29 protein-coding genes are annotated in these 25,214 nt (G+C 61.9%); 20 read left to right on the plus strand and 9 right to left on the minus strand.

Annotation, left to right across the window (positions count from 1 at the left end; genetic code table 11):
• Nucleotides 1-37: 37 nt before the first annotated feature.
• The gene (ykgO, locus tag M2360_RS24490; protein ID WP_280778017.1) at nucleotides 38-163 is read right to left on the minus strand and encodes a type B 50S ribosomal protein L36; all 126 of its coding nucleotides are present in this window, start codon (nucleotides 161-163) and stop codon (nucleotides 38-40) included.
• A gap of 210 nt (nucleotides 164-373) precedes the next feature.
• On the minus strand, nucleotides 374-892 hold the full coding sequence (locus M2360_RS24495) for a DUF1465 family protein (RefSeq protein ID WP_280778018.1): 519 nt from the start codon (nucleotides 890-892) through the stop codon (nucleotides 374-376).
• Between the two features lie 521 nt (nucleotides 893-1,413).
• Between M2360_RS24495 and M2360_RS24500 the strand changes: the two genes are divergently transcribed.
• Together M2360_RS24500 and M2360_RS24505 are read left to right on the plus strand one after the other, a co-directional pair.
• Nucleotides 1,414-2,442, plus strand: coding sequence for a flagellar motor protein MotA (locus tag M2360_RS24500; protein ID WP_280778019.1), 1,029 nt, complete (start codon nucleotides 1,414-1,416; stop codon nucleotides 2,440-2,442).
• Between the two features lies 1 nt (nucleotide 2,443).
• The gene (locus M2360_RS24505; protein WP_280778020.1) at nucleotides 2,444-3,472 is read left to right on the plus strand and encodes a peptidoglycan -binding protein; all 1,029 of its coding nucleotides are present in this window, start codon (nucleotides 2,444-2,446) and stop codon (nucleotides 3,470-3,472) included.
• On the opposite strand, the gene M2360_RS24510 is transcribed toward M2360_RS24505, so the two are convergent.
• Entirely contained in the window at nucleotides 3,473-3,628 is a 156-nt protein-coding gene (locus M2360_RS24510) for a hypothetical protein (RefSeq protein WP_280778021.1), read from the minus strand. It abuts the gene before it with no gap.
• 199 nt (nucleotides 3,629-3,827) lie between these two features.
• On the opposite strand from M2360_RS24510, the gene M2360_RS24515 reads away from it, so the two are divergent.
• From M2360_RS24515 to M2360_RS24550, 8 genes are all read left to right on the plus strand, one after another.
• Nucleotides 3,828-5,126: an MFS transporter gene (locus tag M2360_RS24515; protein ID WP_280778022.1), complete on the plus strand. Its 1,299-nt coding sequence runs from the start codon at nucleotides 3,828-3,830 to the stop codon at nucleotides 5,124-5,126.
• Nucleotides 5,123-5,314 (plus strand): DUF1192 domain-containing protein, encoded by a 192-nt coding sequence (locus M2360_RS24520; protein WP_280778023.1) that lies wholly within the window; start codon nucleotides 5,123-5,125, stop codon nucleotides 5,312-5,314. Before M2360_RS24515 ends, M2360_RS24520 begins: the two co-directional genes overlap by 4 nt.
• A gap of 8 nt (nucleotides 5,315-5,322) precedes the next feature.
• Complete coding sequence (locus M2360_RS24525; protein WP_280778024.1) at nucleotides 5,323-5,991, plus strand: DUF1345 domain-containing protein; 669 nt, start codon at nucleotides 5,323-5,325, stop codon at nucleotides 5,989-5,991.
• A 95-nt stretch (nucleotides 5,992-6,086) separates the two neighbouring features.
• Entirely contained in the window at nucleotides 6,087-6,671 is a 585-nt protein-coding gene (locus tag M2360_RS24530) for a 5-formyltetrahydrofolate cyclo-ligase (RefSeq protein WP_280778025.1), read from the plus strand.
• Nucleotides 6,672-7,496: a YmdB family metallophosphoesterase gene (locus tag M2360_RS24535; RefSeq protein WP_280778026.1), complete on the plus strand. Its 825-nt coding sequence runs from the start codon at nucleotides 6,672-6,674 to the stop codon at nucleotides 7,494-7,496.
• Between the two features lie 101 nt (nucleotides 7,497-7,597).
• The gene (locus M2360_RS24540) at nucleotides 7,598-9,265 is read left to right on the plus strand and encodes a hypothetical protein (RefSeq protein ID WP_280778027.1); all 1,668 of its coding nucleotides are present in this window, start codon (nucleotides 7,598-7,600) and stop codon (nucleotides 9,263-9,265) included.
• 97 nt (nucleotides 9,266-9,362) lie between these two features.
• Nucleotides 9,363-10,181: an MBL fold metallo-hydrolase gene (locus M2360_RS24545; protein ID WP_280778028.1), complete on the plus strand. Its 819-nt coding sequence runs from the start codon at nucleotides 9,363-9,365 to the stop codon at nucleotides 10,179-10,181.
• 98 nt (nucleotides 10,182-10,279) lie between these two features.
• Nucleotides 10,280-11,026 (plus strand): YebC/PmpR family DNA-binding transcriptional regulator, encoded by a 747-nt coding sequence (locus tag M2360_RS24550; RefSeq protein ID WP_280778029.1) that lies wholly within the window; start codon nucleotides 10,280-10,282, stop codon nucleotides 11,024-11,026.
• Between the two features lie 290 nt (nucleotides 11,027-11,316).
• Here the strand turns inward: M2360_RS24550 and M2360_RS24555 are convergent, their stop codons facing one another.
• Together M2360_RS24555 and M2360_RS24560 are read right to left on the minus strand one after the other, a co-directional pair.
• Nucleotides 11,317-12,321, minus strand: coding sequence for an LLM class flavin-dependent oxidoreductase (locus tag M2360_RS24555; protein WP_280778030.1), 1,005 nt, complete (start codon nucleotides 12,319-12,321; stop codon nucleotides 11,317-11,319).
• 118 nt (nucleotides 12,322-12,439) lie between these two features.
• Nucleotides 12,440-14,728 carry a methyl-accepting chemotaxis protein gene (locus tag M2360_RS24560; protein WP_280778031.1) on the minus strand — a complete coding sequence of 763 codons (2,289 nt, stop codon included), beginning with the start codon at nucleotides 14,726-14,728 and terminating at the stop codon, nucleotides 12,440-12,442.
• 241 nt (nucleotides 14,729-14,969) lie between these two features.
• Here M2360_RS24560 and ruvC point away from each other — a divergent pair, with 241 nt between their 5' ends.
• From ruvC to M2360_RS24600, 8 genes are read left to right on the plus strand one after another with little or no spacing between them, the layout of a single operon-like run.
• On the plus strand, nucleotides 14,970-15,491 hold the full coding sequence (gene ruvC, locus M2360_RS24565; RefSeq protein ID WP_280778032.1) for a crossover junction endodeoxyribonuclease RuvC: 522 nt from the start codon (nucleotides 14,970-14,972) through the stop codon (nucleotides 15,489-15,491).
• Between the two features lie 56 nt (nucleotides 15,492-15,547).
• Nucleotides 15,548-15,799, plus strand: coding sequence for an AbrB/MazE/SpoVT family DNA-binding domain-containing protein (locus M2360_RS24570; RefSeq protein WP_280778033.1), 252 nt, complete (start codon nucleotides 15,548-15,550; stop codon nucleotides 15,797-15,799).
• 3 nt (nucleotides 15,800-15,802) lie between these two features.
• Nucleotides 15,803-16,210: a type II toxin-antitoxin system VapC family toxin gene (locus M2360_RS24575; RefSeq protein ID WP_280778034.1), complete on the plus strand. Its 408-nt coding sequence runs from the start codon at nucleotides 15,803-15,805 to the stop codon at nucleotides 16,208-16,210.
• 15 nt (nucleotides 16,211-16,225) lie between these two features.
• Nucleotides 16,226-16,843, plus strand: coding sequence for a Holliday junction branch migration protein RuvA (ruvA, locus tag M2360_RS24580; protein WP_280778035.1), 618 nt, complete (start codon nucleotides 16,226-16,228; stop codon nucleotides 16,841-16,843).
• A gap of 52 nt (nucleotides 16,844-16,895) precedes the next feature.
• On the plus strand, nucleotides 16,896-17,156 hold the full coding sequence (locus M2360_RS24585) for an AbrB/MazE/SpoVT family DNA-binding domain-containing protein (protein WP_182828542.1): 261 nt from the start codon (nucleotides 16,896-16,898) through the stop codon (nucleotides 17,154-17,156).
• Nucleotides 17,153-17,551, plus strand: a complete 399-nt coding sequence (locus tag M2360_RS24590) for a PIN domain-containing protein (RefSeq protein WP_280778036.1) — start codon at nucleotides 17,153-17,155, stop codon at nucleotides 17,549-17,551. Before M2360_RS24585 ends, M2360_RS24590 begins: the two co-directional genes overlap by 4 nt.
• A complete protein-coding gene (gene ruvB / locus M2360_RS24595; RefSeq protein ID WP_280778037.1) occupies nucleotides 17,548-18,588 on the plus strand; it encodes a Holliday junction branch migration DNA helicase RuvB in 1,041 nt (346 codons plus the stop codon). The genes M2360_RS24590 and ruvB overlap by 4 nt, the downstream gene beginning before the upstream one ends.
• A 2-nt stretch (nucleotides 18,589-18,590) precedes the next feature.
• A complete protein-coding gene (locus tag M2360_RS24600; RefSeq protein ID WP_280778054.1) occupies nucleotides 18,591-19,490 on the plus strand; it encodes a metallophosphoesterase in 900 nt (299 codons plus the stop codon).
• On the opposite strand, the gene M2360_RS24605 is transcribed toward M2360_RS24600, so the two are convergent.
• Both M2360_RS24605 and iolG read right to left on the minus strand, forming a co-directional pair.
• Nucleotides 19,487-20,638 carry an acyltransferase gene (locus M2360_RS24605; RefSeq protein ID WP_280778038.1) on the minus strand — a complete coding sequence of 384 codons (1,152 nt, stop codon included), beginning with the start codon at nucleotides 20,636-20,638 and terminating at the stop codon, nucleotides 19,487-19,489. The genes M2360_RS24600 and M2360_RS24605 overlap by 4 nt on opposite strands.
• 139 nt (nucleotides 20,639-20,777) lie before the next feature.
• Nucleotides 20,778-21,767: an inositol 2-dehydrogenase gene (iolG, locus tag M2360_RS24610; RefSeq protein WP_280778039.1), complete on the minus strand. Its 990-nt coding sequence runs from the start codon at nucleotides 21,765-21,767 to the stop codon at nucleotides 20,778-20,780.
• 272 nt (nucleotides 21,768-22,039) lie between these two features.
• Here iolG and M2360_RS24615 point away from each other — a divergent pair, with 272 nt between their 5' ends.
• A complete protein-coding gene (locus M2360_RS24615; RefSeq protein WP_280778040.1) occupies nucleotides 22,040-22,327 on the plus strand; it encodes a hypothetical protein in 288 nt (95 codons plus the stop codon).
• Nucleotides 22,328-22,337: 10 nt separating this feature from the next.
• Here the strand turns inward: M2360_RS24615 and M2360_RS24620 are convergent, their stop codons facing one another.
• Together M2360_RS24620 and M2360_RS24625 are read right to left on the minus strand one after the other, a co-directional pair.
• The gene (locus tag M2360_RS24620; protein WP_280778041.1) at nucleotides 22,338-22,778 is read right to left on the minus strand and encodes a hypothetical protein; all 441 of its coding nucleotides are present in this window, start codon (nucleotides 22,776-22,778) and stop codon (nucleotides 22,338-22,340) included.
• Between the two features lie 57 nt (nucleotides 22,779-22,835).
• Nucleotides 22,836-23,867, minus strand: a complete 1,032-nt coding sequence (locus tag M2360_RS24625; RefSeq protein ID WP_280778042.1) for a LysR family transcriptional regulator — start codon at nucleotides 23,865-23,867, stop codon at nucleotides 22,836-22,838.
• Nucleotides 23,868-24,130: 263 nt separating this feature from the next.
• Between M2360_RS24625 and chvE the strand changes: the two genes are divergently transcribed.
• Nucleotides 24,131-25,195, plus strand: coding sequence for a multiple monosaccharide ABC transporter substrate-binding protein (gene chvE, locus M2360_RS24630; protein ID WP_280778043.1), 1,065 nt, complete (start codon nucleotides 24,131-24,133; stop codon nucleotides 25,193-25,195).
• Nucleotides 25,196-25,214 lie beyond the last annotated feature (19 nt).

The following is a 25,214-nucleotide window of genomic DNA, read 5'->3' on the forward strand; positions in this document are numbered from 1 at the left end:
CGCCAATTCGCCAACAAAAAAGCTTGAGGCGGGCCGATCAGCCCTGACGCGCCTTGTAGCGCGGGTTCAGCTTGTTGATGATATAAACCCGGCCCTTGCGACGGACCAGACGGTTTTCACGGTGACGTGCCTTGAGCGCTTTCAGCGAATTCTTGATCTTCATTGTACTGATCCGGACCTGTTTGCCGGTCGCCCGGCGTGACTGACAATTCAAAGGCGCGCCTTTCAGGGAAGGGCGCGCCCGAAGTTGGGAGGCATGTAACGGGAGACTCTATTTCTGTCAACCGCATCGGCTGCTTTTTCAACGTTTCAGCCTGTTTTCCCAATCAAAAAGCCGGCCCGCAGGCCGGCTCTGAAACATGCGTGCTTGGTCTCACTGGCCGCTGAATGCGGTCTTCAGCAGAGACAGCTGCGCCTGGACGGAATTCTGGTTGTTGGCTTCCATCGCCGGGACGTCCGAGGGACGGTAGATCTCGCGATCGAGGATCGACACCCGATTCTGCAGTCGCACCGAACGATCAACGAGGTCGCGGAAGGCTTCGGGAAGGTCGCTCCAACCCGGCGCGTTGCGATCAACGTTGAACGAGTCGAGTCGGACCTTCTTCTTTTCCGACACGACCTGCTCGCGGGTCATTTCGCCATTGTTGATAGCCCGTTGCAGGAGAAGCCAGGAGGCGACCTGCATCAGCCGGGTGGTCAGGCGCATCGATTCGGCGGCGTAGAGCACCGAGGACATGCGCGGCAGGCTCTTGGAAGCCAGGCGACCCGCGCCGTCGAGATAGCTCGCCGTCTCTTCGACAAGCGCCATGCCTTCGGCATACAGCGCCTTGAACTGCGACGACGAGGCAACGTGGCCGGCGAAACTGATGGTGTTGGCGCCCGATTCAAGCATTGTCGTTTCCTGTTTACGCATGACTACAGTGGAGACCCGTCTGGACATCAAGATCCGTCTGGATCGCTTTTCTTAACAGGATCATGCCGCCAGTCCCGGCTTTTCGCAACATGATTCTTAAGGAACGGTTAATCTCCACAAGTTGAGTCGAAACCGCTGGAACTCTTGAGGTCCAGCCTCTCGCGACGCCAGCGGAAAAGACGCAAAAAAAGAGCCGCTAAAAGCGGCTCTCAAGGTAAAACAGGGAGAAAAATCAGACCACTTCTCAAGGCGAGACCGTCTGAATCCAGAAGCTCTGGATAACAACAGTTATGCGCCAAGAAGGTTAATAAACAGTTTAGATCGCGTTTCTTTTCGTTACGGAAGTCGAAGCGGCGCAATTGCTCTTGACCCTTCCATGAAAACGCCCTCGGTAACGCGGCGCCGGTAGGCGGCTTGGGATTCACCGTGTGCTTGCCTCTTCAATTCGGCGCAATTCTCATCTAGTTTCCAACCCGACATTTGCAGGAGTGGACAGGTACATGGCCGGTGCGGGTTTTTTCGGGGTCGACCAAGGCGAATCGGCTGAGGGGGCGAGCTATGGGCGCAAGCTTTCGAGCCCCATGTCCTATTTCTGGACGATGGTCATCTTTCTCATTCTGGTCGGATTTGCCGGCGCGATTCTCTTCCGGCAGGCGCATACGGCTTTCTCAGCCAATCCCGGTCTGAATGGACTGATTCTCGGCGTGGCGCTGATCGGCGTGCTTCTCGCCTTTAATCATGTTCTGGCGCTTAGACCCGAGGTGCGCTGGTTCAATTCGTTCCGCGCCGCCGGCAGCGCGGAGAAGGCGGGACGCGATCCCGTGATGCTCGCGCCGATGCGCGCCCTGATGGGTTCATCCAACACCGGCGCGATTTCGACCGCCGCGCTGCGCTCGATCCTTGATTCCATCGCCACGCGGCTGGACGACACCCGGGACACCACCCGTTATCTGACCGGCCTGCTCGTCTTTCTGGGCCTACTCGGCACCTTCTGGGGCCTGCTTGGCACGATCGGCTCCATCAATTCAGTCATTCAGGGACTTGACGCAGGCGCGGGCGGCACCGCCGATATTCTCAACACGCTCAAGCAAGGCCTGTCGGCGCCGTTGCAGGGCATGGGCACGGCGTTTTCGTCGTCGCTGTTCGGCCTGTCGGGCTCGCTGATTCTGGGGTTTCTCGATCTGCAGGCGGGCCGAGCGCAGAACCGATTCTATAACGAACTCGAAAACTGGCTGTCGTCGGTCACCGACGTCTCGTCGGATTTCGCGCCGGTCATTGAGGCGGGCACGGGCTCTACCGAGGAATTGAAGACGCTGTCGGAACAACTGGTGCGCATCACTCAGGATGGCGGCGGCAATCAGCGCTCCACCGCCGCTATGGCGAGCCTCGCCGAAGGCATTCAGGGGCTGGTGCGCAATATGCGCACCGAACAGCAGATGCTGCGCGACTGGATCGAGGCCCAGCAGGAGGAAGCCAAGGCGCTGCGCCGGACTCTCGACAAGCTGACCGAAAAATTCGAGGACAAGTGAGATGGCCTTGCGGCGTCGCGGCGGCCAGCGCAGCATCGATTACTGGCCCGGTTTCGTGGATGCGCTTTCCACGTTGCTCATGGCCATCATGTTTCTTCTGACGGTCTTCGTGCTCGGCCAATTCATTCTCAGCCGCGAAATCACCGGCAAGGATGAAGTGCTTGAGCGCCTCAACAGTCAGATCAACGAACTCACCCAGTTGCTGGCGCTCGAAAAGGGCAGCAAGCAGGATGTCGAGGACAGTCTCGCCAATCTGCAGGCCCAGCTCGCCGATTCCGAAAGCGAGAAGTCGCGGCTGCAGCAGTTGCTGGATCGGGACGCCGGCTCCTCGCAGACGGCCAGCAATCGCATCGGCGAACTCTCGGGCGAACTCGACGCCCAGAAGCAGATCAGCGAGCAGGCGCTCAACCAGGTCGAGCTGCTCAACCAGCAGATCGCCGCGCTCCGCTCGCAGATCGGCGCCGTCGAGCAGGCGCTGCAACTGTCGGAGGCGCGCGACAAGAACTCCCAGGCCAAGATCGCCGATCTCGGTCGGAGGCTCAACGTGGCGCTCGCCCAGCGCGTCCAGGAGCTTAACCGTTACAGATCTGACTTCTTCGGGCGGCTCCGGGAAATTCTGTCGGATCGCGAAAACATCCGCATCGTCGGCGATCGTTTCGTTTTCCAGTCCGAAGTGCTGTTTCCCTCGGGAGGTTCGGATCTCAATCCGGCGGGCCAGGAGGAGATGGGCAAGCTCGCCGCGGCGCTGATCGAATTGACCAAGGAGATCCCGGCGGAAATCGACTGGGTGCTGCGCGTCGACGGTCATACCGACAATGTGCCGCTGACCGGCTCCGGGCGCTATCGCGACAACTGGGAGCTTTCCTCGGCCCGCGCGACCTCGGTGGTTAAGTTCCTGATCTCCAGGGGCGTTCCGGCCAACCGTCTGGTGGCGGCGGGCTTCGGCGAGTTCCAGCCGATCGCCGAGGGCGATACGCCGGAGGCCCGCTCGCAGAACCGCCGCATCGAATTGAAGCTGACCGAGAAATGATCATTCGCGCAAAAGCGCGGTGACGCCGAGGGCCGCGAGCATGACGAGCGCGATTTTCCAGAAATCGCGCCGTCGGCGCAAGCCGGGCAGGCCGAGCGGCCTGATCATGTGCAAAACCATCAGGACGATGCCGAGAAGCGGAAGTATTTTCGCCAAAGCTCAAATCCTTAAAAGTTTTGCCTTAGTCTCGGCGGGATGATCCGCTTGTTTGCGGCGCATGGGCAGGCCGCGACGCCGGGGGACGTCGGGCGAATCGCGGGCTTGCCGAAATCCATATCACTGCTCTCCGGTCCCGTCAGGCTCAGCCGCCGCTGGGGGCGCGGCGGGCGACACAAGTTGGCTCAGGGGATAGACGATGCCGCAAAACCTCGTTTCCGTCATGGCGCTTCTCATCGGAACGCTGTTTCTCTACCTCGGAAACGGACTGCACAGTCTGGTCATGCCCATGCGCGGCACGTCCGAAGGCTATTCGGAAACGGTGCTCGGCTTCTTCGGCACGTCCTGGGCGGCGGGCTTCGTGCTCGGTTGCATCTTCGCCCGACCGCTGGTCAAGCGCATGGGCCATGTCCGCGCCTTCTCCGGTTTCATCTCGCTGATCGCCATCATCGCGCTGATGACCGGCATCGTCATCAATCCGACTTTCTGGGTGCTGTCGCGCGCCGCCACCGGTTTCGGCACCGCCGCCACCGCCATGATCATCGAAAGCTGGCTCAACGAGCGCGCCAGCAATGAGAGCCGCGGCATGATCTTCTCGCTTTACATCTCGATCACGCTGATCGGCATCGTCGGCGGGCAGATGACGGTCGCCTTCGTGGATATCCAGACCCCGATCCTGTTCATGATCGCCGGCATCTTCTATTGCGTGGCGATGATCCCGACCCTGGTGTCCAATGCGCAATCGCCGGCACCGCTCAGCGAGATCAAGCTCGATCTCGCCGCGCTCTACCGCAATTCGCCTGTCTCCTTCATCGGCATTCTGCTGGTCGGCATCGCCAATGGCGCCTGGGGCACGCTCGGCGCTGTGTTCGGCGCGAAGGCCGGCCTGTCCTCGGGCGATATCGCGCTGATGATGACCATCACGATTTTCGCCGGCGCGGCCATGCAGATGCCGGCCGGCCGCATGTCCGACCGCATGGATCGCCGCTATGTTCTCGCCATTCTCTCCGGCATCGCCTGGCTGGCCGGCGTGCAGATCTTCCTGCTCGAACCGCAAAATGTACTGACGCTTCTGCTGTTGATCGCCGTCTATGGCGCCACGGCGAACGCGCTCTATCCGATCGCGGTCGCGCATGCCAACGACTTCGCCAAGCCATCGGATTTCATGAATGTCTCGGGCGGCCTGCTGCTGCTCTACGGCGTCGGCACGGTGATCGGCCCCACGCTTGGCGGTCCGATCATGGAGCGGTTCGGTCCCTATGCGCTGCTGGGGGTCACGGCGACGGCGCATGCGCTGATCACCGTCTACGCCATCATCCGCTCGCGGCTGCGCGCGCCGATCCCGGTGGGCGAACGCGACAGCTATCAGAGCATCTCCTCGGGCACCCAGACCACGCCGGAAAGTCTGGCGCTCAACCCGCGTTCTCAGCTATCCTCCACGACCTCTGAACCGACCCCGCCCAAGCCGGACAGCGACGCAGGAGTGGAAGCCGCATGAGCATCAACGACGACGACAAGCCCGCCCGCAAACTCGCCCATGAGATCGGCATGGATATTTCCATGCTGTCGGCCGACGAACTCAAGGCGAGGATCGCGCTGCTCGAGGGCGAGATTTCCCGGCTGAACCGCGAAATCACCGCCAAGACGTCGAGCCGCAGCGCCGCCGAATCGCTGTTCAAGAATTGAGGCGCGCCTTGCCGCTGCCCCTCCGCCTTCGGCGCCATGTCATACGTCGTCCGCGCTTTTACGGGGCGGCGGCGCTTGGCGTTCTGCTGCATTTCGGGCTTGCATGGTTCGGGGCGGTGTCGACGCCGGTCAGCCTGCTTCTGTCCTGGAACATTTCGGTTCTGCTGTTCCTGGCGCTGATCTTCATCCTGATGTTCACCTCCGACGACGACGACATGAAGGAGCGAGCCAAGGCGACCGACGAAGGGCGTTTTGCCGTTCTTGCGTTGTCCTTCCTCGCGGTCATCATCAGTCTCGGCGCGACGATCGTGGTCCTGTCGCGTGTCCGCCATGGGGAGGGGAGCGATGGCGTCTTTCACGCCGCGCTCGCCGCCTTCACAATCGCCTCGTCGTGGATCTTCATCCATGTGATCTTCACCGAGCACTACGCGCATGAATATTACCTGGCGCGCGAACGGCGCGGCGAGGGCGGGCTTAACTTCGCTGACAGCAATCCCCCCAATTACGTCGATTTCCTCTATTTCTCCTTCACCATCGGCGTCGCCAGCCAGACGGCGGATATCTCGATCGCCAGCCGCGCAATGCGGGCCACGGTGCTGGTGCATTCAATCCTGTCTTATCTCTTCAACGCCTTCATCCTGGCGCTGACGGTCAATATCGCCTCCAATCTCCTGTGAAACGCCGTCTTTGCGTTTGGTTCGGGCGTGGTGACGCATTGCCCCCGCTGCAAAACAGGCCTAAACGGATCGCCCGACATCTTTGGGAACCCGGCATGGACATCAAGGCTCTGAAGAACGACATCCGCATGGCGAGACTGGCGGCCCGCGACGCGATCGCCGAGACCGACCGCATCGAAAAGAGCCTTGCGATCGCCGAACATGCGGCAGACGCGTTTGCGTTTGATCCGGGACAGATCATTTCCGGCTTTTTCCCAATTCGGTCGGAAGCCGATATTCGTCCGCTGATGCATCGGCTGAAAAGCCGCGGCGCGCGGCTCTGCCTGCCCGCCGTCCTTGATCGCCAGACAATCGTGTTTCGCGAACTGGTCGATGGCGCGCCGCTGGTGAGCACCGGCTTCGGCACCACCGGGCCGGGTCCGGACGCGCCAGCGGTCGATCCGGAAATCCTGCTCATGCCGCTTTCAGCCTTCGACGCCAGCGGCAATCGCATCGGCTACGGCGCCGGCCATTATGATCGCGCAATCGCGCGCCTCCTCGCCAAGGGCATGCAGCCCAGGCTGATCGGCGTCGCTTTCGATTGCCAGCAAGTCGATGCGGTTCCCGCAGAAGCGCATGACGTGCCGCTCGACGCTGTGGTGACCGAAAGCGGTTACAGAACATTCTCGAAAGGACAATAAATGCGGCTTCTCTTTCTCGGCGACATGGTGGGCCGCGCGGGACGTCAGGCGGTCTGGGACCGGCTGCCGGGCCTGATTTCCGATCTCAAGCTCGATTTCGTGGTGGTGAACGGCGAAAACGCCGCCGCCGGCTTCGGCATCACCGAAGAGATCTTCCTCGACACGCTCGCGGCCGGCGCCGATGTGGTGACCACAGGCAACCATGTTTGGGACCAACGCGAGGCGCTGGTCTTCGCCGACCGGCATGACCAGTTTATCCGCCCCGCCAATTTTCCGCCCGGCGCGCCCGGCAAGGGCTCGGGCGTGTTTATCGCCCGCAACGGCGCTCGTGTGCTGGTCTCCAACATCATGGGCCGGGTGTTCATGCATCCTGATCTCGACGATCCCTTCATGGCCGCTGAGCGCATTCTCGACGCCTGCCCGCTGGGCGAACAGGTAGACGCGGTGCTGTTTGATTTCCACGCCGAGGCGTCGAGCGAGAAGCAGTGCTTCGGCCATTTCGTGGATGGCCGCGCGAGCCTGGTGGTCGGCACGCATACGCATGTGCCCACCGCCGATTGCCAGATCCTCAATGGCGGCACGGCCTATATGACGGATGCCGGCATGTGCGGCGATTACGATTCGTCGCTCGGCATGGACAAGGAAGAGCCGCTCAACCGCTTCATCACCAAGATCGCCCGCGGACGGTTTGAGCCGGCCAACGGTCCCGCCACCATCTGCGGCGTGGGCGTCGAGATCTCCGACCGCACCGGCCTGGCCGAAAAGGTGGCGCCGCTGCGCATCGGCCCGCGGCTTGCCGAAACCATTCCCGCCTTCTGGGCCTGAGGGGCGTCACGCGCCTGTCGTGCGGCAATTGTAAATGAATTGAAAAAATCCTGCTGTGGCGGGATTTTCATATTCACGTTCTACTGCTTCACGAGGGTTTCATGAGCAACCAATTTTCCTCCGATACGATCGCTCTCCTGGCCGATGTCGTTCGTCTCAATCGCACCGTCTATGGCAGTTCCGATTATCTGGCTGACGCCTATCGCGATCAGATCGACACGGATGTCGATCCAGAACCGGCCGGAAATCGCGAAGCCCTGTTCGTCTACGACGCTTATGACGCGTATCTCGCGAAATCTGGCTTCACAACGCTGTCGTCATCGGATCTTGGCTTCGCGGCAAGCGAAATCAGCGCCAGCGACGACAGCGACGGCTACGATCGAAATTTCACCTATTCCGGTGGTCTGTTCCGTAACAATTACATCGGATCCGGTGACGACGCCGAGGCGTTTACCGGCGCCGGCGCGGTCGCGCTCGTCACCACCAAGGCCAACGACACCGGCGAAACGCTGTATCTCACCTTTCGCGGCACCGATGCCGACGGGCCGCTGGCGGACGGTGAAGCGGGCACCGGCGTTGGCCAGGCCCGCTATTATCAGCAGCTGCAGGGCCTGATCGACCAGATCTACGATTATGTCAGCGACCCCGACAACAACATCACCGAGGTCGTGGTTTCAGGCCACAGTCTCGGCGGAACGGTCGCAGATCTTTTCACCATCTATGACGGCGCGCGCTTCGCGGCCATCGACGGTGTGGATCTGTCGGTGATCGCCCTGGCGTCTGCCGGCATCGACCCGGCCGCGCTTGACATTCTCACCGATTTCGACACGTCGCTGGTGTCTTTCGACGAGGACGGCGCATTGCAACTGGCGACGCCGGACTGGTATTTCCAATATGATCAGGCGAACGATATCGTCCGCAACCCCTCTAGCTATGATGCGGCGGCGCATGCCGCTGTTGATCCCACACAGGCCGTAATAACAGGCTTCTCGGTCGGCGTGATCTCCGACCAGGCGCATTTCAACGACAATCGCCTGCAATTCGAGACGCCCCTGATTGATCAATACGCGATCTCCGCCAATCTCGACACGACGTTCCTCGTCAATCATTACGCCGACCTTTACGAACTGATCGGCACGGAATTTTCCAAGGCCTGGACTCACGCGGGCGACGTTACCTATGGCAGATTCATCGCGTTGTTCGGTGAAAGCGCGGCGCTGCGCAACACGAGCGGTGAGAACAACGTCAACGGCTTTGGCGTCGCTGTCGACAACAGCGTCGACTATGGCGACGAGACAGCCAATTTGTTCATTCTCGGCTTCAGCGGCGACGACGTGATCGCCGGTGGTTCTGGCCGCGACCTGCTTGAAGGCGGCGACGGCGACGACCTGCTCAAGGGTGGCGCCCGCGCTGACATTCTGCTGGGTGACGTGCGCGGCGCAGCGGGCGATGATCGTCTTCGCGGCGGCGACGGTTCGGACACCTTCTATGCGGGTGGCGGAGAGGACCGGTTATGGGGCGGCAAGGGCGCGGATCTGTTTGTCTTCAGCCGCCGGGATACCCATGACGTCGTGCTTGACTTCGATGGCCAGGACAAAATCGATGTGACAGCGTTCTCTGGGATCGACAATTGGCGTGACCTCAAGGCCGATCACATCGACATTGTCGGACGGGATCTGGTCATCCTCGCGCGTCATGGCGAGGACACGCTGACCCTGAAGCACACCGCGCTTGCCGATCTCGACCGCACTGACTTCTTGTTCGCGTAACGCGATCGTGACTATCGACCGTTCCCGCTGACTGGACGCGCGCTTCGGCGCAAGGCATGCTTTTCGCCAATAACCTTGGATTGAGCGAGGGGCATGAATGCTGAAATGGGCGGCGTTTATGGTGTTGATTGCGGCCACGGCGGCCTCGGCTCAGGACGAACCGAGGCATTTCAGCCAATGCCAGGCGATTGCGCAAGGCCTGCCCGGCGCCCGCTACGCCGCCTATGAGGATGAGGGGTTTCCCGTTCTCAAGGCGGCGCTCACCGATCAGACGGTGCGCATCACCTTTCTCGGCCATTCCACCTTCCATATCGTCACGCCCGAAGGCGTGACGATCGCCACCGATTATTCCGGCTGGCACAGGCCGGATGCGCCGCCGATGGTGGCGACGATGAACCATGCCCACTCCACCCATTTCACCCTGACGCCCGAACCCGAGATCCAGTATGTGCTGCATGGCTGGAGCGATACGCCGGGAGAGAAGGCGCAGCATGAATTGCTGGTGCGCGACACATTCATCCGCAATGTCACGACCGATATCCGCCGTTACGGCGGCGAGGAGAAGGATGGCAATTCCATCTTCATCTTCGAGGTCGCCGGCCTGTGCATCGGCCATCTCGGCCATCTGCATCACGAATTGTCGGAGGGGCATTACACCGAAATCGGCCGGCTCGACGTGGTCATGGTCCCCGTCGATGGGGGACTGACCATGGGCGCCGACAAGATGAGCCGCGTGGTCAAACGACTGCGATCGTCGCTGGTTCTGCCCATGCACCGGCGCGGCCCGCCGGTCGAAACTTTCCTGGCGTTGTTCGGCCCCGATTTCGATTTTCGCTTCGCCGAGGGCGCAAGCGTCGACGTATCGCTCAATTCCCTGCCGAAAAAGCCGACAATCCTCGTGCTTCAGGGGCTTTAAGCCGGGCTCTCCGCATTGCTGCCTCTTGAACGGCGTGCTCTCCGGCAATATAAGGCCGCATCCAAAAGACAATCCCAACAAAGACGGCAGGGACGCCCATGGCAGGCCATTCACAATTCAAGAACATCATGCATCGCAAGGGGAAGCAGGATTCGATCCGTTCGAAGATGTTCTCCAAGCTCGCCCGCGAAATCACCGTGGCCGCCAAAGCTGGCCTGCCCGACCCGCTGATGAATTCCAGACTGCGCCTGGCGATCCAGAACGCCAAGGCCCAGTCCATGCCCAAGGACAATATCGACCGCGCCATCAAGAAGGCTTCCGGCGCCGATGGCGAGAACTATGACGAAGTCCGCTATGAAGGCTATGGTCCGGGCGGCATCGCCGTCATCGTCGAGGCGCTGACCGACAACCGCAACCGCACCGCCTCCAATGTCCGCTCGATCTTCACCAAGGCCGGCGGCGCATTGGGCGAAACCGGCTCGGTGTCCTTCTCCTTCGATCATGTCGGCGAAATCACCTACAAGCTCGCCGTCGGCGACGCCGACAAGGTCATGGAAGCGGCAATCGAAGCCGGCGCCGACGATGTTGTGACCGATGAAGACGGCCACACCGTCTATTGCGCCTTCGAAGCGCTCGGCGAAGTCTCCAAGGCGCTCGAAGCCCTTCTCGGCGAAGCCGAAACGGTCAAGCCGATCTGGAGAGCGCAGAACAGCATTCCAGTCGACGAAGAACGCGCCCAGTCGCTGATGAAGATGACCGACGCGCTGGAAGACGACGACGACGTCCAGAATGTCTACACCAATATGGATATTCCCGAAGACGTGATGGCCAAGCTCTCGGCTTGATCAAAGACTGGCGCCGGGGATCTCGGCGCCATTTTTGTATGCGGCGTGCGCCACTTTTTCCAACAGCTTGCGCCACGATTTTCGATGGCGCTCTCTATGTTGTTGATGGCGTGCGCCGCCCCTCATCCCCCTGCCGGGACCTTCTCCCCGCGCCTGCGGGGAGAAGGGCAATTTGGGCACGGTAGGCGCTCCATCCTCCTTCGCCCCGCAATGCGGGGAGAAGGTGGCGGCAGCCGGATGATGCAAGGGGCCATGCACCACGATGCCTCATGAAAGACAGGCGCCGCGTCTCACGCCGCCTTCGCCATCTCCTGCCTGAGTCCCGCGAAATGTTCGATCGAGCGCAGCCGCGTCTCGATGTCGTGCACCGGCGTGGAGACGATCACTTCATCCGCTCTTGTGTCGGCAAGGAAGCGGGCGAGTTTGCGCGAGGCGGTTTCCGGCGAGCCGACGATCGCATAGCGCAACGTATGTTCGACGCCGATCCGCTCCTGCTCCGACCAGATCCCGTCCATGGATTTCACCGGCCGCGGGAAGAGGGTGCGATTGTTGCGGCGGAGATTGATGAATTGCTGCTGGGCCGAGGTGAAGAGGTAATTCGCCTCGTCATCGGTGTCGGCGATTGCGCCCATGACGCCGACCATCGCATAGGGCCGGTCGAGCTGCGCGGACGGCTGGAAGCGTTCGCGGTAAATGTCCAGCGCGCCCAGGAGATCGTCGGGCGCGAAATGCGAGGCGAAGGCGTAGGGCAGGCCGAGCATGCCGGCGAGATGGGCGCTGTAATGGCTGGAGCCCAACAGCCAGAGCGGCACTTTCGCGCCGGCGCCCGGCACGGCGAGAACGGAGCGCTCATCAATGGGATCGGCGAGATAGGCCTGCAGTTCCAGCACATCCTGCGGATAGCCCTGGGCGCTCTGGTCGAGATCGCGCCTGAGCGCGCGGGCGGTGCGCATGTCTGTGCCGGGCGCGCGGCCCAGTCCGAGATCGACGCGGCCGGGAAACAGCGCTTCCAGCGTGCCGAACTGTTCGGCGATGACCAGGGGCGAATGATTGGGCAGCATCACGCCGCCCGAGCCGATGCGGATCGTCTTGGTCGCTGCGCCGACATGGCCGATCAGCACGGCCGTCGCCGCGCTCGCCACCGCCGGCATGCCGTGATGTTCGGCCAGCCAATAGCGGTTATAGCCCAGTTCCTCGGCGCGGATGGCCATGCGGCGCGTGTTGGCCAAGGCGTCCGACAGCGTGCCGCCTTCGGCGACGGTCGCGAGATCGAGGATCGAAAAGGGAATGGTCATGTCGCGGCTCCCTGCCAAAGCACCGAGATAGGGTGGAGGGGGCATGCCTTCAACCTCGCAACAACGACAAACGCCGCGCAAGCATGTCGCGCGGCGCCTGGATTTTGGTCGAAAGTGATCAGCCGGCGCGCCGGTGCTCGCTGCGGGCCTGCTCGGCTTCGAGACGGAACTGGGCGATACGGCCATCCATTTCGGAGGCTTCGCGGGCCAGCTGGTGAATGGCGGCGGTGGTTTCCTCCACCATGGCGGCGTTCTGCTGGGTCATGCCGTCGATGGCGTTAACGGAGGTTGAGATATGGCCGAGCGTTTCGGCCTCGTCTGCGGTGGCCTTCATGATCTCGGCGATGCGGCCGTTGATCTGGCCGACATAGCCGCCGATCGACTGCAGCGCTTCGCCGGCCTTTTCCACCAGTTCCACGCCTGTCTGCACGTCCAGCGTCGACTTGTTGAGCAGATCGGTGATTTCCTTGGCGGCGCGCGCCGAGCGCTGGGCAAGTTCGCGCACTTCCTGGGCGACGACCGCGAAGCCTTTGCCGCTTTCGCCAGCCCGGGCCGCCTCGACGCCGGCGTTCAGCGCCAGCAGATTGGTCTGGAAGGCGATTTCGTCGATCACCGAAATGATCGAGTTGATCTGCTGCGAGGAGTTTTGGATTGCTTCCATGGCGCGCACCGCGTTCTCCATGATGTGCGCCGAGCGTTCTGTGCCCGACGCCGCCTCGCGGGCGATGCGGGTTGCGTCGCCGGCGCGCGCCTTCTGAGCGTCGACCGACCGAACGATCTCGTTGATGGCGGAGACGGTTTCGCTGATGGCGACCGACTGGCGTTCGGTGCGCTCGGCCAGTTGGTCTGCGCCTTCGCGCATCTCATCCGATCCGGCCCTCACCGCCAGCGAATTGCGGCGGATCGCCTGCAGGGCGTCGGCCAGCGTCGACATGGAGGCGTTGAAATCCTGTCGCAGGCGGTCCAGTGAGGGCGGGAACCGGGCTTCGATGGCAAAGGCGATATCGCCTTTGGCCATGCGCGTCAGGCCTTCGCCGAGTGCGCTTACCACGCTCTGCAGCGTTTCGGCTTCGCGTTCCTGTTCGGCAAGGCGGCTCAGGCGCGCTTCTTCTTCGGTGCGGCGGGCGGCTTCCGCCTCGCTTTCCAACGCCAGTTGGCGCACCAGCTTGTCGCGGAAAGAAATCAGCGCCCGCGACATCACGCCGATTTCGTCGGGCCGGCTGGCGCCGTCGATTGCGGTGTCCAGACGTCCGGCAGCCACGGTTTCGGTGGCCTGGGCGAGTTTGACCAGCGGGCGGAACATGCGGCTGAGGATCAGTCCTGCAAGGGCTGCGGCTGCAATCAGCACGGCGAGGCCCACAAGCGTCAACTGTTCGGCAACGGTGAGCGAACCTGCGTCCAGCTCTTCTGTCAGCACGCTTTCAGCCAGATGATAGCGCGCGCCGTCGATTTCCATGGGTAGGGCGAAGCCCTTGGCGGCGCCGTCGGGGCGGGTGATGTCGCGGCCAAAAGCGTCGAACCCCGCCATATCGTCGGCCGACAGTTTTCCAGCTGACGTCAGCCTGCCGTCTGGGCCTGCGATGATGGCGTCGCCCGCCGCCGTGACGATGCTCGCCTGCTCGCTGCCGCCCGCCGGGATGGCCATGGAGAGCACCGAAGCCAGAACCTCATCCTTGACCCGGAAGATGAATGTGCCGCGATGGGCGCCGAGATTGAGCAGCGGCGCGGCGAAATAGATTTCCGCCGATCCCGTTTTGGCGTCGACGCCGATGCCGGAAAACAACGGCGCGATGTCGTCGCTCTGCGCGGCCTTGACCGCGTCCATCGTCTTGGCCTGAAGCGCGCCAAGGCCTGTTCCCGCCCAGGCGGCGTCAGCGAGGTTGGCGGCGAAAGTCTCATCCTTCTTGTAGGAATAGACGACATTGCCCTTGCCATCGACAATCAACAGGTCGGAGAAAGGGCTCGAGGCCAAGAGCTTCTTGACCTCTGGCTGCAACTCCTCATGCGCGGAGAAATAATAGCCGCTCGGCCCTTCCGGCTTCACCAGTTTTTCGCGTTCGCCGGCGGGATTGGGATTGTTGGCGATGAACACATCGCGCAGCGCCGCGGCTGCCTGGCCTGGCTTCTTGTCCAGCGTTTTCCAGCCGCTCTTGAGATTGACCAGGGATTTCTGCAGCGTCTCGATGGCGGCCGAAGCGCCCGCCTGATCGCGGATCTGGGCGATGCGGCCCTGGAGCGTTGCGACGCGGAATTCCAGAATGCTGCGCATCGACCGCGCCGATTGCTCCACCAGCACCGATCGGGTGCCGAAATAGCCGAGCGAGACGAGCGCCGCCACCGAGACGATGATGAGCGCCAGGAACAAGGCGACAACCTTCGCCCTTAATGACTGGAAGATTCTCGGCATGACGAACTCCAACTTCCCCAATTGCACAACAGCGCCCAGCGCCCCGCCGCCAGCGACCGGCGGCCTGATCATTTTTGAGTCTATACGACAATTTGCCTAACTTCTTTAAGTTGAAGTTAAGAAATCGCTCGCGGGCGCCGATGAGTTCAAAAAGTGCAGGTTTGCATTTCGCCCTGATATCGCTCTCGCTGTTTCCATCGGAAGAAAATTGGCGTATCGAGAACAAAAGGAGAAACTTTGCATGAGCGCTTTGATTCGGATCGTCGGCATCGATCCCGGCCTGCGTCGCACCGGCTGGGGCGTGATCGAGACGCTCGGCAATTCGCTGCGCTTCGTGGCGTCGGGCACGGTGACGTCGGACGACAAAGCTGATCTTGCTTCAAGGCTTTGCCAGCTTCACGATGGTCTCGCCGATGTCATTCATCTGCATCAGCCGGATGAAGCCGCAGTCGAGCAGACCTTCGTCAACAAGGATGCGACGGCGACGCTGAAACTCGGCCAGGCGCGCGGCATCGCCATGCTGGTTCCGGCTCGCGCCGGTCTGCCTGTGGCGGAATATGCGCCCAACGCCGTCAAGAAGGCTGTGATCGGCGTTGGCCATGGCGAAAAACAGCAAATTCACCTGATGCTGAAAGTGCTGATGCCCAAGGCGACCTTCCAGGGAAATGACGCCGCCGATGCGCTGGCCATCGCCATCTGTCACGCCCATCATCTCGGCGGCGCGGCGAACCGGTTGAAGGCGATGGCAAGGGCGGCGTTGTAGTTTTGTTCTTGACTTGTTCTTGTGGTAAGAATATTTCTTACCACAAGGAGATTGTCATGCGCGTCACATCCAAAGGTCAGGTCACGATACCCCGCGATATTCGCGAACTGGTCGGCATTGAGCCGAACAGCGAAGTCATCTTTTCCGTCGAAAGCGGGCGCGTCGTGCTGACGCCCAAACACGGGCGCGAGCAGATTGCGGAACAGCAGCGGTTGGCCGACTTTCTCGAGGTTCTGGATCGGATTGAAGGTACTGGGGATCAGGAGATCGATGGCGACGCCTTGATGGCGATGACCCGGGACCGGTGAGGCATGGCTGTCCTCGTCGACACCAATATTCTGGTCGATATCGCCATACGCGATCCTCAATGGCTTCTTTGGTCCCGGCGTCGACTGGCGGACGCCCGCGGCCGACTGCTGATCAATCCCATCATCTATGCGGAGTTTTCCGTGCGCTACGCCCGGCAGGACCAGGTTGACGCCGTTCTGCCCGAGACCGAGTTCATCCGTGAGAATCTGCCATGGAGCGCGGCTTTCGCGGCGGGGGCGGCCTTCAGGAAGTATCGAGACGGCGGCGGAACGCGAGAGCGTGTTCTCCCGGATTTCCTGATCGGCGCTCACGCCGTCATTTCGGGCCATCATATCCTGACGCGCGACGCCAAAGGCTATCGCAGCTATTTTCCTACTGTGCCCCTCATCACGCCAGACACTCACCCCTAATTGCGGAAAGCTGCCATGATCGGAAAACTCAAAGGCGTGATCGAGGAAATCGGCGAGGACTATGTGCTCGTGGATGTGCATGGCGTCTGCTATGTCGCCCATTGTTCGGCCCGCACGCTGTCGCGCATCGGCTCGGTGGGGGAGGCTGTGGTGCTGTTCATCGAGACCTATGTGCGTGAAGACCAACTCCGGTTGTTCGGCTTCCTGAGCGGGCTGGAGCGCGAATGGTTCCGCATGCTGCAGATCGTCCAAGGCGTCGGCTCCAAAGTGGCGCTGGCGGTGCTGTCGACACTGACCCCGTCCGAACTCGCCAATGCGATCGCGCTGCAGGACAGGACCACGATATCCCGCGCGCCGGGCGTCGGCCCAAAGGTCGCTGTGCGCATTCTCACCGAGCTCAAGAGCAAGGCGCCCGCCTTCAGCGGCGACGCCGGCCCGGGCATTGGTCTCAAGCAGGAACTGGGCGAGGGCGTCGCGCCCGCGCCGGTGGCCGATGCGGTCTCCGCGCTCACCAATCTCGGCTATTCCCGCGACCAGGCGGCGAGCGCGGTGGCTGCGGCGCTCAAGAATGGCGGCGAAGGCGCCGACAGCGCCAAGCTGATCCGGCTGGGCTTGAAGGAACTGGCGCGGTGATCCTTACTTGTGCTATTATTCCTTACATTGACGAATTCGCAAGGAAACTGTCATGTTGATCGTCCACAGCACGCTGACCTCCAAGGCTCAAACCACCATCCCTTCTGAAGTTCGTGATGCGCTCAACTTAAGGGTGGGGGACCGAATCAATTATTTCATTGATGGAGCCAGAGTTATGTTGCGGGTGAAGAACAAGCGCGCCGTCGATCTGGCCGGATTGCTGCATGATCCGGATCGTCCTGCGGTCGGCGTGGCAGATATTGAAACGTCTATTGCCGACGCCATCGCGGATGACGTGGCGGCATCGCGATGATCGGTCTTGACACCAATATCTTGTTGCGTTTGGTCCTCAAGGATGACCCGGTTCAAACCGAACTCGCGGTTGGGCTTGTTGCCGGCCTCTCGAAAGAAAACCCGGGCTATGTGAACTGTATCACCTTGCTGGAATTCACGTGGTACCTTCGCCGGCGTCTCAAACTTGAGCGCCGACTTGTGGCGGATACGGTATTCAGCCTGTTGCAGGCTGAAGATCTTGTTTTTGAAGACGAGGAACTGATCGGAGCAGTCTTGATGAGGATGTCGGACACCAGCGTCGAGTTTGCCGACACCATTATTGCTCTACGGAACAAGCGCGACGGTTGTTCGACAACCCGCACCTTCGATACGGCTGCTGCACGGCAGTTGCCCGAAATGGAACTCCTGCAATGAGCGCTCCCAACACTCTCCTCACGCCGGAAAAACGCGGCGACGATCTCGACACCGCGCTCCGGCCGCAAACGCTCGATGACTTCACCGGCCAGGCGGAAGCGCGCGCCAATCTGAAGATTTTCATCGAGGCGGCGAAGAATCGCGGCGAGGCGCTTGATCACGTGCTGTTCGTCGGCCCGCCCGGCCTCGGCAAGACCACGCTCGCCCAGATCATGGCCAAGGAGTTGGGCGTCAATTTCCGCTCGACCTCGGGGCCAGTCATCGCCAAAGCCGGCGATCTGGCGGCGCTGCTCACCAATCTCGAAGAGCGTGACGTGCTGTTCATCGACGAAATCCATCGGCTCAACCCGGCGGTCGAGGAAATCCTCTATCCCGCCATGGAGGATTACCAACTCGACCTGATCATTGGCGAGGGGCCTGCGGCGCGGTCGGTGAAGATCGATCTGTCGAAATTCACGCTGGTTGCGGCCACCACGCGGCTCGGTCTGCTCACCAATCCGCTACGCGACCGTTTCGGCATTCCCGTACGCCTGAACTTCTACACGGTCGACGAATTGCAGTTGATCGTGAGGCGCGGCGCCAGGCTGATGGGGCTCGGCATGACCGATACTGGGGCGCGCGAAATTGCCCGACGCGCTCGGGGCACGCCGCGCATTGCCGGCCGACTGTTGCGCCGGGTGCGCGACTTCGCCGAAGTCGCGAAAGCCGAAGCGGTGACCGCCGAGATCGCCGATATGGCGTTGACGCGGCTCGATGTCGACAAAATGGGCTTCGACCAGCTCGATCGCCGCTATCTCACCATGATCGCCGTCAATTTCGGCGGCGGTCCTGTCGGCATCGAGACGATTTCGGCTGGCCTGTCTGAGCCGCGCGACGCCATCGAGGATATCATCGAGCCTTATCTGATCCAGCAGGGCTTCATCCAGCGGACGCCGCGTGGCCGGGTGTTGACGGCGGTGGCCTGGAAACATCTTGGGCTGACGCCGCCCGCCAATCTCGTCCAGATGCAGATCGGTCTGTTTCAGGACGACGAGTAATGCTGCTGAGCCGCCGCGCCTTTTTGCGATGGGCGTTGGGCGGCGCCGCCGCGCTCGCCGCATTCGCCGGTTATCCCTTTGCCGAAGCCATGGCGTCGCCCCGGGTGGCGCGCTACCGGCTCACGCCGCGCAAATGGGCTCCAGGCTTCAAGCTCCACATCGCAGCGCTTGCGGATATCCATGCCTGCGATCCCTGGATGACGGCGGATCGCATCAAGGCGATCTGTGATCAGGCCAGTGCCCTTCAACCCGACATCATCCTGCTGCTCGGCGACTATGTCAGCGGGATGAATCTGGTGCTCGGCGATGTTGCCGCCGCAGACTGGTCTAGGGCGATGGCGGGGCTTTCGGCGCCGCTCGGCGTTCACGCCATTCTTGGCAATCACGACTATTGGGAGGATCTGTCCTTCCAGCGCGATCCGGAAAGCGCGACGATTGCCGAGACGGCGTTGAGCGCAATCGGCGTGCAGGTCTATGTCAACCGCGCGGCGCGGATCGAGAAGGATGGGCGTGGTTTCTGGCTCGCCGGGCTCGGCGACCAGATGGCGCTGCGCCCGGCAAAACAGTTTGGACGCGCGCAATTCGCCGGCATCGACGATCTGCCGCTGACGCTGGCAGCCATTCACACTAATGATCCTGTGTTGCTGATGGCCCATGAGCCCGACATTTTCGATCGCGTCGATGCCCGCGTCAGCCTCACGCTTTCGGGCCACACCCATGGCGGACAGATCAACCTGTTCGGCTGGCGGCCAGTTTCGGCGTCACGCGGTTCCGCGCGTTATCCGGCGGGGCATTATCACAATGGCGGCCGCGATCTCATCGTCTCGCGCGGTCTTGGCTGTTCGGCCTTGCCCATCCGCGTCGGGTCCTGGCCGGAAATCCTGTCGATCGAACTTGGCTAACCCGAGATGTGCGCTGTTCGTGCAGCGCGCAGGCGGGCGATTGCTCTTTGCGCCGGCTCATCGATGAGTTTGGCCGCAAGATAGGCGGCGGCGATCGAGACTGCGGCTGCGATGCCGGTGAAGGCCGCGTTATGGGCCGCCAGTTCCGGCCAGGCGAGGCCGAGCAGGCGGCCGATCGGATAATGCAGGCAATAGAGCGGATAAGACAGCGAACCCAGCAGCAGCGAAACCGTCGTCACGCCCGCGCCTGCGGGGCGGCACATGGTTCCGAGCGCCACGAGCATAGGCATCACCACAAGCAGCGTCGGCGCGGTCAGGACGCCGCGGGCGGCGAACGGATTGACGAGCGCGGCCAAGGCGATCGCGTAGATGACCCAGGGGTTCAGGAGCCAGCGCGGCAAGCGCGAACAAAGCGCCTGCGCGATCGGGGCGCGCCAGCGATGGATCAGCATGCCCAGCGCAAAGCCGTAGGTCACGCGGAAAAAACCACCGAAGAAACTATCGAGGCTCCAGCCGATCGATGGATTGAAGCCGGTCTTGTGGCCGTCCAGCCCAACCCAGAAGCCCGCGATGACAAAGCCGGTCCATCCGATCGCAGCGAGCATTGCAAGGGTTCGGCCCCTCAGTCGGATCAGCCAGAACAGGCCCGCGCTTGCGACCATCTCGAAAAACAGCGACCAAGCTGGCGGATTGGCGGGGAAGATCGGCGACGAGATCAGGCCTCCGGTCGCGTCGCGCACCTGGTCACGCGCCAGATAGGGGAGGAAGAACAGGTTGCTCCACAGGCTCGCCAGAGCGTCGCGGGCGCCGACATCGGCCCGGCCGGACGCGACGATGGCCAGCAGGCCGGCAGCCCCGAAGGCGAGGCCGATCAGAAACATTGGGTAAAGGCGCACCAGGCGCCGCAGCATCAGGCCGGGAAACGACAATCCCATGGCCAGCCGCGAACCATAGGCATGGCACAACACGAAGCCGCTGAGGATGAAAAACAGATCGACCGCGAGCGAACTCTGGGTGAAGGGTACGACCGGATGCCCGAGAATGCTGATCTTTTGTTGGGAAAAATGCCCGCACATCACCGCGATTGCCGCGACGCCGCGCAGACCGTCCAGCACATGATAGCGCTGTTCTTCCGTGTTGAGGGGCATATGCGGCGTCTCCATCGATGCGACGCTTGTCTAACGCGCGATGAAATAGATCCGCAAAAAGAGACGCTTCTCTGGTTAACGAATTGGACGCGTCGCGCCGAAATGGCGCATCGACGCGTCCAATTTTATCAAGACCGTGTCAGACCGCGACGCGCTTGCCCGTTTTGACGCTTTCCAGCGCCGCATCCGCGAGCTTCAGCGCCAGAAGGCCGTCCGTACCGGTCGGGCTGATCGCCGCGCCCTGTTCGATCGCGGCGATGAAGCTGGCGATTTCGTTGGCGTAGGCTTCGGTGTAGCGGGTCATGAAGAAATCATGCAGCGGCGGGCGGGTATAGCCCTGGCCATTGGCGATTTCGATCGACACCGGGCGCTGGTTTTCAGCCGAGACCACGCCTTCGGAGCCATGCACCTCGATGCGCTGGTCGTAGCCATAGGTGGCGCGGCGGGAATTGGTGATCACCGCCTGGCGGCCCGAAGCCGTTTCCAGGATCACGGTGGCGCTGTCGAAGTCGCCGGCCTCGCCGATGGCGGGGTCGACGAGAACGGCGGCGTGCGCCGAGACTGAGACGACCTCTTCGCCGAGCAGGAAGCGGGCCATGTCGAAGTCATGGATGGTCATGTCGCGGAAGATGCCGCCCGAGCGGGCGATGTAATCCACCGGCGGCGCGCCGGGGTCGCGCGAGGTGATGGTGACCATCTCCACCTTGCCGATCTTGCCGTCGTCGATCGCCTGCTTCACCGCCATGAAATGCGGGTCGAAGCGGCGGTTGAAGCCGACCATCAGCTTGGCGTTGGTTTCCTCCACCACCTTCATGCAGGCCTCGACGCGGCCCGCGTCGAGATCGACCGGCTTTTCGCAGAAGATCGCCTTGCCGGCGCGGGAGAAGCGCTCGATCAGGTCGGCATGGGTGTCGGTGGGGGTGCAGATCACCACGGCGTCGATATCATTGGCCGCCTCGATCTGGCTGATCGAGCGCACTTCAGCGCCATATTGCTGGGCGAGCGCATTCGCCGCGTCGGCAAATGCGTCGGCCACCGCCACGAGCTTGGCGTCCGCATTGCCGCTTACCGCCTTGGCGTGCACCTTGCCGATGCGGCCAGCGCCCAGAACCCCGAATCTCACTGTCATGTTACTCTTCTTTCTCGCTTGCAGGCGCGCGCGGGCAGGCTCTGAACCTTGGCCTCGCGGCGCGAAAAACCGGCTTGATCACTCCTCCGGCCAGCCAAACGCCTCGCTCCGACCGGTCGCGCCTACTCCATATCAAAATGGAATGACCGGATCAATTCGGAGCGCGTGGAATAAATGTTCCGTTATGCTTGGCCGCGACACAGGCGTATCGCCCTTGCCCCCCGGTCTCGAACATGCGATTTGCAAACCCGTGAACTCCAGCCGAGGCAACCATGGCGTCCGACAAGAACAAGCCGCCCTTCTATCTGATCGACACAACGTCGGAATTCTATCGCCCGGCAGTCCGGCGCTATGCGATCTGCGCCTCCGTCGCCGTGTGGGCCGGTTTGGAGATCTATGCCTGGCAGCCATTCTGGATGGTCATCGCCGTGGCGCTTGCGGCCTACTGCATCTACACGCTGATCATTGCCTACAAGCCGCCGCAACAGGCCGCGCCGGCGCCGGCCTCCACGGCCGATGACAGCGACGACGGCGGCGCCGATGGCGACGGGTCAGACTGATCGCTTGCGATCAGGCGAGACGGGCGAGCGCCGCGTCGATCAGCTGGTTGGCGACCATCATGCGCCGCGTGGCCGCGTTGCGATAGTCCGCCCCGACGCGATCAGGATGGTTGGCGAGCGCAAAATCGCGGCGACGTTCGCGGATCTCGCTCGCGCCACGGCACTGATCGAGGGCTAGATCCTCGGAAATTTCGACGTCGGACAGTCGGTCCAGCCAGACCGGCGGTTCTTCCAATTTGGGCGGCGGCGCATAATCGTCGAACAGCCCGGCCCAGTCGAACCGGGACGCAGGGGCCGCCTCAGTCTCATTCGTCTCTTCGGCAAAGCCGACAAATGAAACCCTGAGGCCGCGCGGGGCCGCATAGGCCGCGCCGATCTCCTCGACGGGCTCTTCCTCTTGATCCATTCCGTCGAGCACCGTCTCGAAGAGGCTGCGTCCAAAAACCGGCATTCTGTCTCCTGTCGAGCCTGTTCTGCCCCGGCTGGATGGATCGAGGCTGGCGAAGGGTCAAAGTCCGTCTGACTCGGCCAACCGGTTGCGCTCGCATTCGTCGAGGATCACGTCATGCAGCATCTTGGCGGACGGCGGCAGCGCCCGGCCGCGGGCGGTGATCAGGCTGTAGGGCTTGAGATTGATGTCGAAATCCGTCTCCACGATGGCGATCCGACCCATGCGGTTGCCGCTTCCGGCAATGAAGCGGGCCACGTCCTCGGCAATCGGCGCGATGGCGTCGGTCTCGGCGATCAGCGCCATGGTCAGCGTCACCGACGGCGTGCTGACGACATTGGCCGGCAGCGGCAGGCCGCGTTCGATGAACATCACCTCCAGCGTTCGCCTCAGCAGTGAGCCCGGCGGCTGGAACACCCATTCGAGTTCGCTGAGTTCGGCCAGACTTGCAGGCGCGGTCTTCAGCACTGGATGGCCGGCGCGGGCGACGATGCAGGCCTTTTCCAAGCCCAACGGCCGGGCGTCGAACTGGCGCGGACTCATGTCGTCGGGCATCCGTCCCATGATAAAGTCATAGCGTGCCGACATCAGGTCGCGAGCCAGCGCATTGCTGGTATCCTGCTGGATGTTGATCTGGATCGAAGGATACAGCGCGCGAACGCGGTTGATGGCGGGCACGGCGAGGCTGATCGCCGGCGCCGTCACCGATCCGATATTCACCGAGCCGCCATATCCCGTCTTGAGTTCGGTGATCTCGCGATCGGCCTCGCGAATCTCAAGCAGAATCGTGCGCGCCCGCCGCGCCATGGCTTCGCCGAAACGCGTCATCACCATGCCCTTGGCGACACGATCGCACAAAGGGGCTTTGAGAATCGATTCGATTTCGTGCAACATGCGGGAAGCCGCAGGTTGCGATATCGTCAGCGCATCGGCCGCAGCGCTTACCTGACCGTGATCGGCAAGCGCAGATATCAATCGGAGGTGGTTGAGCTTCAGGCCGCCTTTCAGCAGGGAATCGCTCTCTTTTTCAGCTTGATAGCGGTTCTTGAGCGCTCCCGGCGCATTCGCCGTGAAATTTCCACTCTCGTCCATGCGGCGTTTCCAATTGAAAAGTATGACTTTTTGTTAATTATATCACTTTTGATATGGAGATCTATCACTATTGTATTTGACAGTTATATCGATTTAAGAGCAGTTTGCGCTCGAACGCAGGGGAGGGGAGTTGGAGGAGCGCCTCGGTCCGCTCTTTCCGTGATCGGTCGCGGAAGGCACGCCAGGGTGTTTGCCTATACCTCCCAGTGTTTCGCCGACAGCCGGCTTTGTTGGCTGTTTCATGAACCAGGGAGAGAACCTTTATGAAACTCATTACTTCGCTGCTCGCCGCCGCCGCTATGTCGGTCGCGACCTTCGTCGCTCCGGCCTTCGCCGACAAGGGCGTGGTTGGCATTTCCATGCCGACGAAGACGTCCACGCGCTGGATCTCCGATGGCGAGACCATGGAGAAGCTGTTCAAGGACGCCGGCTACACCCCGGACCTGCAGTTCGCCGACGACGACATTCCGAACCAGCTCTCGCAGATCGAGAACATGGTCACCAAGGGCGCGAAAGTGCTCGTGATCGGCGCCATCGACGGCACCACCCTGTCCGACATCCTGCAGAAGGCCCATGACGCTGGCGTCAAGGTCATCGCATACGACCGCCTGATCCGCGATTCCGGCAATGTCGACTACTACGCCACCTTTGACAACTTCCAGGTCGGCGTGCTCCAGGCGACCTCGCTCGTTCAGGGCCTGAAGCTCGACGGCGCGACCGCTCCGAAGAATGTCGAACTGTTCGGCGGTTCGCCGGATGATAACAACGCCTTCTTCTTCTATGATGGCGCGATGTCGGTTCTGCAGCCGCTGATCGACTCCGGCAAGATCGTCGTGAAGTCCGGCCAGATGGGCATGGACCAGGTCGGTACGCTGCGTTGGGACGGCGCTGTCGCCCAGGCTCGCATGGAAAACCTCCTGTCCTCCACCTACACCGACGCCAAGGTTGAAGGCGTGCTGTCGCCCTATGACGGCCTGTCCATCGGCATCATCTCCGCTCTGAAGGGCGTCGGCTACGGCTCTGGCGACATGCCGATGCCAGTTGTCACCGGTCAGGACGCTGAACTGCCGTCCGTGAAGTCCATCCTCGCCGGCGAACAGTACTCGACCGTGTTCAAGGACACCCGCGAACTCGCCAAGGTCACCGTCGGTATGGTTGACGCCATCATGACTGGCAAGGAGCCGGAAGTGAACGACACCAAGACCTACGACAACGGCGTCAAGGTCGTTCCGTCCTACCTGCTGAAGCCGGTTTCGGTCGACAAGACCAACGCCAAGGACGTCCTCGTGGGCGCCGGCTACTACACCGAAGACCAGATCAACAACTGATCCCGCGTCTTTTGGAAAT

The organism is Rhizobium sp. SG_E_25_P2, assembly GCF_029892285.1.
GTDB lineage: Bacteria > Pseudomonadota > Alphaproteobacteria > Rhizobiales > Rhizobiaceae > Rhizobium_E.